A 9,561-nucleotide genomic window follows, 5' to 3' on the forward strand; every position below is an offset into this window, starting at 1 on the left:
AACGGCTGCGGGTTTTATGCGGGGTTTATACGGTGGCTACGATCTTTCGCGCGTTGCGCGTCCTTGAAGGGGCCGCCGACATCATCGTCGCAAGCCAGCGTGGCGAGCCCGCGGGCCTGTGTGCGCTTGCCTACCACAATGTTGCCGACAAGCTCGACGAGTTCAACGTCATCGGGACGTTCGGGCCCGGTACCATCCCGCAGGCGCCGACGCTGCCGCGCTTTTCCGACCAGATCAAGGATCCGGTGATCCGCCAGGCGGCGCAGTTGATCGAATCTTCGCGAGAGTTTCACCTGCCGCTGATCGCGCCGCCCGGAACGCCGAAGGAGACGCTCGATGCCTTGCGCAAGGCCTATGTCGACATGAGCAGGGATCCGGATTTTCTCGCCGATGCCGCCAAGCTCGGCGACCTGTCCATCAAGATCACAACGGGCGAGGAAATCACGGCACTGGTCGCCCGCAAGCTCAAGGCCGATCCGACAGTGTTCGAGGCGGCCAGGAATCTCGTGAAGTAGGCGTCTGACAGGAACTTCGGTTTGGATCTGATCCTCACGGCCATCGTCGAGATGGCGCAGCCCTTTCGTTTGCTGATGCTGATGGCCGGCGTCTTCGCCGGCCTCATCGTCGGCGCGGTGCCGGGTATTGGCGGCCTGTTCGGCATGGCCCTGCTCATCCCGATGACCTACAACATGGATGCCTACGCGGCTTTCGCGCTGCTGCTCGGCATGGGCTCGGTCAACACCACATCGGACACGATACCGGCGATCCTGTTCGGTGTTCCGGGCTCGGTCGGCGCCGCCGCGACGGTGCTCGACGGCCATGCCATGGCCAAGAAAGGCGAGGCGGCGCGGGCGTTCGGCGCTTCCTACTCGGCCTCGATGATCGGCGGTGTCTTTGGCGCGCTGGTGCTTGCCGCGGCCATTCCGATCATGCGGCCGGTGGTTCTCTACCTGAGGACGCCCGATTTCTTCGCCATCTGCGCCTTTGGCCTGTCCATCGTCGCGCTGCTCGCCGGCAGCCAGCCGCTGAAGGGGCTCGCGGCGGCGATGCTCGGCATGCTGGCGTCCTTCGTCGGCCTCGATCACATTGCCGGCGCCGACCGCTGGACCTTTGGCCAGATCTATCTGTGGAACGGCCTGCCCATCGTTGTGGTGTTCCTGGGCCTGTTCGGCCTGCCCGAACTCGCTTCGCTGCTGATGCGAGGCTCAATCCAGGGCGACTCGGCAATCCCGACCTATTCCGGCATGCGGCAAGGCATGATGGATACGCTGCGGGAGTGGCCGCTGGTCTTGCGCTGCAGCGCCATCGGTTCCCTGCTGGGCGCGGTTCCGGGGGTCGGCATCGCCGTGCTGGACTGGATCGCCTATGGCCATGCCGCGCGGCGGCCGGGACCTGGACCGAAATTCGGCGAGGGCAATGTGCGCGGCGTCATCGCGCCGGAAGCCGCCAACAACGCCAAGGAAGGCGGCTCGCTGATCCCGACCATCGCCTTCGGCGTGCCCGGATCGGCCTCGATGAGCATCCTGCTCGGCGCCTTTGTCGTGCACGGCCTGGTTCCGGGGCCCGACATGCTGGGCAAGAACGCTGCGGTCACCATGTCGATGGTGTTCAGCATCGCCGTCGCCAACATCATCGGCGCCGTCACCTGTCTGTTCCTGACCAGGCCGCTGGCGCGTATCGCACGCGTCTCCGCGGCCGTGCTGGTGCCCCTGGTCGTCACTTTCATCGTCGTCGGTGCCTTCCAGACCAATATGAGCGCGCTCGATTTCGTGCTGCTTATCCTGATCGGCATCATCGGCATGGCGATGAAGGAGCTCAACTGGCCGCGCTCTGCCTTCTCGCTGGGTTTCGTGCTCGGGCCGAGCCTGGAAAACTACTTTTTCCTCGCCTACCAGATATCGGGCTGGTCATGGCTGAAGCAGCCATTGGTGCTGGTCCTGCTCGGCCTTTCCGTCGCCGGCGTGATCCGGCAATCGGTATCCTGGGTCAAGACGCGAAACAGCACCGGGGCGCTGCCGCCGCCATTGCCCGACCTGATCGCCAGCAGCGTGATGACCCTGCTTGCCCTGGCGGCCTTTGTCAGCGCTGCGGCATGGTTTCCGTTCGAAGCCGGCATCTTCCCGATGATCACGGCTGGCCTGCTGGCGCTCTTGTCGCTGGCAATATCCGTACAGACGGCGCTGCGGCTGCTGCGGCAGACGCGAGACGGCCAGGCGCCCTTCGCACCGGCCACCGCCAGCGGTGAATGGGCGCCCTCCGGCGATGGCGCCATGAAAGGCAATCTTGCCGTGATCGGGCTTTGCCTGGCGCTTGCGGTGCTCATTCTCTCGATCGGACATCTGGCAGCCACATTCATCTTCGTGGCGGGCGCGATCTTTGGGCTCGGCTCGATCTCGCCGCGCTCGCCCATCCTGGTTGCCGCGGGCACGACATGCATCGTCTTTGCCGTGTTCGACATCCTTGTGTCGCAGCCCTGGCCGACACCATGGCTGGCGAAGATCCCGGACCTCTTTTAGATCTTGGTCGAGAGCGTCTCGACAAGGCGGCGGCGCAACAGCTTGCCGTTGTCGCTGTAGGGCAGCGACGCCACCAGCCTGATCTCACGCGGCCGCCGGTCCGGCGCGACGTTGGCGCGCAGGAATGCCCGGAATTCCTCGACAGTGCCATGCTCGGCTACGATGAAGGCGGCAATCTCCTGTCCCATCGTGTCGTCGGGAAAACCGGCGACGGCGACGTCTCGAATCTTGGGATGGCCCCGTAACAGCTTCTCCAATTCCTGCGGCGCGACGTTGACGCCGCCACGCACGATCATGTCGGACTCGCGGTCGACGATCGTCAGGAAACCATCGTCGTCGACAAAGCCGATGTCGCCCGGAATACCCCAGTCCGGGCCCATGACGTCCGGGTCGACGAACAATCGGTTGCCCGGCAGCAGCGCCGCCGAAACCATGGTGGAGGTCCAGGCCTTGATCCGTCCGGGCTCGCCCTTGCCGAGCAATTCTCCGTTCGGCCCCAGCACATCGATGCGCACGCCGGCGAATGGCTTGCCGGTGGTCTCGGGCTTGGCCAGAACGTCAGACCCCTTCAAAGTCGTGATGTTGCCGGTAAGGCTCGTGGCGTAGCAGATCTGATAGCCGGGAGACAGGTTCCGGTAAGCGGCAATCTTGTCTTCCGCCCGTGCCGGTCCGCCGATGCTGAAAAGCACGTCGAGATCCGGCAAAATGCGGGTCGATCGCTCGCCCGCTTCGCGCACCAGCCGTGAAATCACAGGCGGCGGCAAGGCGGTTGCGCTGGCCTTGAACGACAAAAGGGCCTCAATCAGCTCGGATGGCGTGAACAGCGGCGGGAACAAGCTGACCGTGCCGCCATAGAACAGGTATCCCAACATTTGGTGGCGTGTTGCCGAATAGGACAGTGCCATGGGCGTCAGCAGGCGCTTTGCAGTTCCTTCGAGCGTGCTCCGGCGTGCCGCGACCCGACGTCCGAGCGCCCCATGAGACTGGATATAGGCCTTGGGATCGCCGGTGGTGCCGGACGAAAACATCAGGAAGGCCGGATGTACTTCGCCATCGTCGGCATCGATCGGATCGACGGGCGCCGAGGTGGCCTTCCAGTCGGTCTGGAAAATGGCATTCGGATAGGAGTCGTCCCCGGGCGGGCTGCGGCTCTCGAAAATCAGGGCGAGTCCGAAGTCGTGGGCGTAGCGCGCACGCTGAATTCTTGGCGCCCGGAAATCGATCACGGCCGGCGTGGCGCCGATCTTCCAGCAGGCGAGGATCGAGAGCACGACGTCGATGTTATCGATCATGGAGAGGCCGACGCGGTCGCCAGGCCGCAGCCCCGATGTCCTGAAATTGGTGGCGAGATGGCCGATCTGCGCCAGGCATTGGCCGTATGTTATCTGCTGACGGCCGCTGACTATTGCCACGCGGTCGCCATGGGCGGCGAAGGCCTCCAGTATGTCTCGGCCAAAACTCATTGCCGGTGCTGAACGTCGCGCGCTGCCGTGTCTCTTGCGGCGAGGAAAGCGATGATCTCCGCGTCGATCGCATCCATGTTGGCCGCACGGAACTTGTCATGCGCGCCCGGCATGACGACGGTTTTCATGGTGGCCATGTCGGATGCCCAGTCCCTGTATTGCTCCACTGTCGTGGCGCCCCATTCGGAACTGGCGAGAATGAGGATGTCGCAGGGATAGGACGAGGGCACGAAACCGGCCGCTGCCTGCAAGAGCGCGCTCTTGAACGCCTTCTTGCGCAGGTGTCGCCCAAGGCGTGACTGTCCTAGGCCGACCGCGCTGAGCCCATCGCGCAACAGGCGCCAGTAGATCACCTTGCGGGCGATCTGGCGACGCCTGCTCTCGGTCATGCGATCGTCCGGCATCGGTTTCAGCCAGGCGGAGCCGGGCGAGGGCGGATCGATGAGAACAAGCGCCGGCCGCTTGCCGGTCGCTTCATGGCTCAGCCGGCCGACCTCGATCGCCAGCAGGCCGCCCGCGCATATGCCGCCGATGATGTCGGGATGCTGGCCGGTCACCGAAGTGAGCGCTTCAAAATAGTTGGAGCTGAATTCGGCCATGCTGGAATAGGGCGTCTCGCCGGGCTCGAGCCCCATGCCGCGCACGGCCATGACAGCGTATTTCTGCTTCAGTCGCTTGCCGAAGCGATTGGCGAACAGGGCCGAGCCGGAAATGCCGTGGATCATGGCGATCGGCTCATGGCCGACATTGCCCGCCACCGGCACGATCAACTGACCGGCAGGATGGACCGGCACCAGCGATGCAATCAGCCGGCCGAACTCACGCGGCGTCTGCGCCCCGAGCAGGGCGGAGGTCTGCAACTTGACGCCGAACCGCTTCTGCACGGCCAGCACCAAAGTCTCGGCCGTCAGCGAGTCGCCGCCGAGATCGAAGAAGTTGTCGTCGAGCTGAACCGCCGATATCTGCAGTTCCGCGGCGAAAATGCCGGCGATCGCATGCGCCGGGCCATCGCCCGGCAGCGCGGCAGGCCGCACCCATTGTTGAACGTTCATCGGAAAGCCCCCAACCGATGCCTCTATGCGCCTTTTACGCACACACAGTCCAGCGAACAAGCCCCGGCTGCCTTTTGCCGGAAGAAGGGGCGACATCTGATTCTTATGGGGTCATCCGGGCCTGCTGTGAACCGTTTGACTGCGCGATATCAGGCCTTCCCTCTCTCCTTTTCGCTCCCGGGAAAGTGCCCTAAAAGAGTATCGATTTGGACATTAGTCTTGACAGAAATACATATGTTCAATACCCGTCAGGCAATTGAACAAGCCTGCAATGTGGGAGGAATAAGCGGTATGGCTTCCAATGTTTCGTTGACGGGTCTTGCCCGCGATCTTCAGGAACGCGCCAAATCGGGCAAGCCTATCCGCATCGGCCTGATCGGCTCCGGCGAGATGGGAACCGACATCGTCACCCGCGTCGCCCATATGTCGGGCATCGAGATCGGCGCCATTTCCGAACTGAACCTGCCCGCGGCGAGCAAGGCGGTGGATATAGCCTTCCAGGAAACCGGGCATGCGCGCGAAGTCTCGAACGATTCGGCGATGACGGCGACGATGGAGGCCGGCAAGGTGGCGGTCACCAACGATGCCAGCCTTGTCATCAACAATGATCTGATCGACGTCGTTATCGATGCCACCGGGGTTCCCGCCGTCGGCGCCGAGATCGGGCTGCGCGCCATGGAACATGGCAAGCATCTGGTGATGATGAATGTCGAGGCCGATGTCACCATCGGCGCCTATCTGAAAAGCGAGGCAGACCGCCTCGGCGTCACCTATTCGCTGGGCGCCGGCGATGAGCCATCTTCCTGCATGGAGCTGATCGAGTTCGTTTCGGCGATGGGTCATCCGATCGTTGCAGCTGGCAAGGGAAAGAACAATCCGCTCAACATCGACGCCATTCCCCCCGACTATGAGGAGGAAGCCAAGCGCCGGCACATGAATGTGCGCATGCTGGTCGAATTCGTTGACGGCTCGAAGACCATGGTCGAGATGGCGGCGATCGCCAATGCCACCGGGCTGGTTCCCGACAAGGCCGGCATGCACGGCCCGGCGGCGACGCTTGGCGAATTGTCCAAGGTACTGGTACCGCAGAGGGATGGCGGCGTGCTGTCGAAGGTCGGCGTCGTCGACTATTCGATCGGCAAGGGTGTCGCGCCCGGCGTCTTCGTCGTCGCCGACATGTCGCATCCGCGTATCTCGGAGCGCATGGAAGATCTCAAGATGGGCAAGGGCCCGTACTTCACCTTCCACCGTCCCTATCACCTGACCTCGCTCGAAGTGCCGCTGACCTGCGCCCGCGTGGTGCTCTACGGCAAGGCCGACATGGTGCCGCTGGCCAAACCGGTGGCCGAGGTCTGCGCGGTGGCCAAGAAGGACATGAAGCCGGGCGAGAAGCTGGATGCGATCGGCGAATATTGCTACCGCGCCTGGATCATGACGACGCCGGAGGCGCGCGCCGCCAAGGCCATTCCCTGCGGCCTGCTGCAGGGCGGCTCGGTCACCGCGCCGATCAGGAAGGGCGAGCTCATCACCTATGCGAATGCCGCTCCCGCGGCGGGCTCCAAGATCGCCGAACTGCGCGCGCGCCAGGACAAGCTCGTCTACGGGTCCGTGGGAGCGTGATCATGACCAGAGCTAGCAAAGCCGTCACTGATAGTCGCGCCAATCTGCCCTTCGTCTACCGCCAGTACAGCGCAGCGCAGCTCAGGGAGGTGCTCTACAAGATGTACCTCATCCGCCGCTTCGAAGAGGGTGCGGAGGAGTGCTACACGCGCGGCCTCATCCACGGCACCATGCACCTGTCGATCGGCCAGGAGGCCAGCGCCGTGGGCATCTGCATGCCGCTCGCCCAGGATGACCAGATCACCTCGACGCATCGCGGCCATGGCCACTGCATCGCCAAGGGCGCCGAGGTCAAGCGCATGTTCGCCGAGTTCTTCGGCAAGACCACCGGCTACTGCAAGGGCCGTGGCGGCTCGATGCACATCGCCGATGTCGGCAAGGGCAATCTCGGCGCCAACGGCATCGTCGGCGGCGGCATCCCGATCGCCGTCGGGGCGGCATTGTCCGCCAAGATGATGAAGACCGGCAAGGCCGTGGTCTCCTTCTTCGGCGATGGCGCCAACAATGAAGGCGCCTTCCATGAGGCGCTGAACATAGCCGCGATCTGGAAGCTGCCGGTGATCTTCGTCTGCGAGAACAATGGCTACGGCATGTCGACATCGACGGCCCGCTCGACCGCCGTCAAGAACATTGCCGAGCGCGCCGCCGCCTATTCGATGCCGGGCGTCATCGTCAACGGCAACATCTTCTCCGAGGTCGCCGAGGCTTCGCACCAAGCTGTTGCCCGGGCCCGCGCGGGCGAGGGGCCGACGCTGATCGAATCCAAGACCTATCGCCATCGCGGCCATTCCAAGAGCGACCGCAACCGCTATCGCACCAAGGAGGAGATCGAGGACTGGATGTCGAATCGCGACCCGATCACCCTGTTCGAAAGCGAGCTCAGGGAATTCGGCTTCATCGACAACAAGGGCATCGAGGCCATTCGCGACGCCGTGGCGCAAGAGATCGCCGACGGTATCGAGTTCGCCAAGGCGAGCCCGTCGCCTGACGTTCGCGACACCGGCAACTATGTCTATACGGAGCAGGCGTGATGGACGCGATGGTGCGTGAACTGAGCTACGCCCAGGCGATCCAGGAAGCCATGGCGATCGCCATGGACATGGACCAACGCGTCTTTCTGATGGGTGAGGATATCGGCGTCTATGGCGGCGCTTTCCAGGTGACCGGCGATCTGGTCGAGCGCTTCGGCACCGAGCGTGTAATCGACACGCCCATTTCCGAACTGGGCGGGGCCGGTGTCGCCGTCGGCGCCGCGCTCACCGGCATGCGGCCGATCTTCGAATTCCAGTTTTCCGATTTCGCCACGCTCGCGATGGAGCAGATCGTCAACCAGGCGGCCAAGATACGCTTCATGCTGGGCGGCGAGGTTTCGGTTCCCGTGGTGATGCGCTTTCCCGCCGGTTCCGGCACGGGTGCGGCGGCCCAGCACAGCCAGAGTCTCGAGGCCTGGCTCGGCCATGTGCCGGGTCTGAAAGTCATCCAGCCGGCGACGCCCTATGATGCCAAGGGCATGCTGTTGGCGGCGGTCGCCGATCCCGATCCGGTGATGATCTTCGAGCACAAGTTGCTCTACAAGATGAAGGGCCCGGTGCCCGAAGGCTATTACACCGTGCCGATCGGCAAGGCAGATATTCGCCGCGAGGGCCGGGATCTCACCGTCGTCGCCACCTCGATCATGGTGCAGAAGGCGCTCGACGCCGCTGTCGTTCTCGAGGCCGAAGGCATCGACGTCGAAGTCGTCGATCTCCGGACTATCCGGCCGATGGACAAGCAGACCGTCATCGACAGCGTCAAGAAAACGTCGCGGCTGATGTGCGTCTACGAAGCGGTCAAGACGCTGGGCATCGGCGCCGAAGTCAGCGCCATGATCGCCGAGAGCGAAGCGTTCGACTATCTCGATGCGCCGATTGTGCGGCTGGGCGGCGCCGAAACGCCGATCCCCTACAATCCGGAACTCGAGAAAGCGACGGTGCCGCAAATTCCCGACATCATCACCGCCGCGCGCGACCTCGTGAGAGGGGCTCGCTGACCCATGCCGACTGAAGTCATTCTTCCCAAGGTCGACATGGACATGGCGACCGGACAGATCTCGCGCTGGTTTGCCGAGGAAGGTGCCAGGGTCAAGAAGGGCGATGTGCTGTTCGAGATCGAAACCGACAAGGCGGCGATGGAGATCGACGCGCCGGCCAGCGGCGTCCTGCGCGACGTCACCGGCAAGGAGGGGGTCGATATCCCCGTTGGCGCGGCTGTGGCGTGGATTTATGCCGAGGATGAAAGCTATGCGCCAATCTCCCCCCTTGAGGGGGAGATGTCGATGAAGTCGACAGAGGGGGTCGCCTCAGGAGGCACCTCCCTTGAGCCGCATCCGGTCGAACCGACCCCACCCGACCGGCCTGCGGCCCGCCCCCTTCCGCTCGAGGGGGAGGGGAGAACCCGCGCGACACCTTTGGCTCGTCGCTTGGCTCGAGAAGCAGGCCTGAACCTTTCCGGCATATCCGGCACAGGCCCGTACGGCCGCGTTGTAAAAGCCGATATCGACGCGGCACTTTCCTCCCCCCTCGAGGGGGAGGTGTCCGCGAAGCGGACGGAGGGGGTCGCCTCAGAAGGCACCGCCCAGTCCAGCACCGCCCTAGCGTCGAGCACTGCCGAGACGACCCCAGCCGACCGGCCCTTGGCCGGCCATCCTCCCCTCAAGGGGGAGGGGGACGTCCTGCGCTTGTTCGAGGATGGCTCCTACGACCTCGTCCCGCATGACAACATGCGCAAGACCATCGCGCGCCGTCTGGTCGAGGCCAAGACCACCATCCCGCATTTCTACCTGACGCTCGACTGCGAACTCGATGCGCTGCTGGCGTTGCGTACGCAGATCAATGCGGCAGCCCCGGTGAAGAAGACCGATAAGGGCGACGC

Annotated in this window: 8 protein-coding genes; 6 read left to right on the forward strand and 2 right to left on the reverse strand. The window is 63.9% G+C overall.

Features of this window, described 5'->3' with window-relative positions; all coding sequences use genetic code 11:
• The first annotated feature begins 32 nt into the window (after positions 1-32).
• Together ASD99_RS22760 and ASD99_RS22765 are read left to right on the forward strand one after the other, a co-directional pair.
• Positions 33-515: a hypothetical protein gene (locus ASD99_RS22760; protein WP_200951034.1), complete on the forward strand. Its 483-nt coding sequence runs from the start codon at positions 33-35 to the stop codon at positions 513-515.
• A 21-nt stretch (positions 516-536) separates the two neighbouring features.
• Positions 537-2,516, forward strand: coding sequence for a tripartite tricarboxylate transporter permease (locus ASD99_RS22765; RefSeq protein WP_057144990.1), 1,980 nt, complete (start codon positions 537-539; stop codon positions 2,514-2,516).
• Here the strand turns inward: ASD99_RS22765 and ASD99_RS22770 are convergent.
• Positions 2,513-3,979 (reverse strand): class I adenylate-forming enzyme family protein, encoded by a 1,467-nt coding sequence (locus ASD99_RS22770; RefSeq protein ID WP_057144991.1) that lies wholly within the window; start codon positions 3,977-3,979, stop codon positions 2,513-2,515. The genes ASD99_RS22765 and ASD99_RS22770 overlap by 4 nt on opposite strands.
• Entirely contained in the window at positions 3,976-5,031 is a 1,056-nt protein-coding gene (locus tag ASD99_RS22775) for a phosphopantetheine-binding protein (RefSeq protein WP_056587272.1), read from the reverse strand. Before ASD99_RS22775 ends, ASD99_RS22770 begins: the two co-directional genes overlap by 4 nt.
• A 291-nt stretch (positions 5,032-5,322) precedes the next feature.
• Between ASD99_RS22775 and ASD99_RS22780 the strand changes: the two genes are divergently transcribed.
• From ASD99_RS22780 to ASD99_RS22795, 4 genes are all read left to right on the forward strand, one after another.
• Positions 5,323-6,651, forward strand: a complete 1,329-nt coding sequence (locus tag ASD99_RS22780) for an NAD(P)H-dependent oxidoreductase (protein ID WP_057144992.1) — start codon at positions 5,323-5,325, stop codon at positions 6,649-6,651.
• A 2-nt stretch (positions 6,652-6,653) separates the two neighbouring features.
• Complete coding sequence (locus tag ASD99_RS22785) at positions 6,654-7,682, forward strand: thiamine pyrophosphate-dependent dehydrogenase E1 component subunit alpha (protein WP_057144993.1); 1,029 nt, start codon at positions 6,654-6,656, stop codon at positions 7,680-7,682.
• Positions 7,682-8,680 (forward strand): alpha-ketoacid dehydrogenase subunit beta, encoded by a 999-nt coding sequence (locus tag ASD99_RS22790; RefSeq protein ID WP_057144994.1) that lies wholly within the window; start codon positions 7,682-7,684, stop codon positions 8,678-8,680. The genes ASD99_RS22785 and ASD99_RS22790 overlap by 1 nt, the downstream gene beginning before the upstream one ends.
• A gap of 3 nt (positions 8,681-8,683) precedes the next feature.
• The coding region (locus ASD99_RS22795; protein WP_156389052.1) for an E3 binding domain-containing protein at positions 8,684-9,561 on the forward strand (878 nt) is incomplete at its 3' end.

It is taken from the genome of Mesorhizobium sp. Root695 (assembly GCF_001428185.1).
In the GTDB taxonomy this organism is placed as follows: domain Bacteria; phylum Pseudomonadota; class Alphaproteobacteria; order Rhizobiales; family Rhizobiaceae; genus Mesorhizobium.

Excerpts from the sequence above, each read along its gene's own strand:
- ASD99_RS22780 (WP_057144992.1), top strand. The coding sequence starts at position 5,323 with ATGGCTTCCAATGTTTCGTTGACGGGTCTTGCCCGCGATCTTCAGGAA.
- ASD99_RS22785 (WP_057144993.1), top strand. The coding sequence starts at position 6,654 with ATGACCAGAGCTAGCAAAGCCGTCACTGATAGTCGCGCCAATCTGCCC.
- ASD99_RS22790 (WP_057144994.1), top strand. The coding sequence starts at position 7,682 with ATGGACGCGATGGTGCGTGAACTGAGCTACGCCCAGGCGATCCAGGAA.
- ASD99_RS22775 (WP_056587272.1), bottom strand. The coding sequence starts at position 5,031 with ATGAACGTTCAACAATGGGTGCGGCCTGCCGCGCTGCCGGGCGATGGC.
- ASD99_RS22770 (WP_057144991.1), bottom strand. The coding sequence starts at position 3,979 with ATGAGTTTTGGCCGAGACATACTGGAGGCCTTCGCCGCCCATGGCGAC.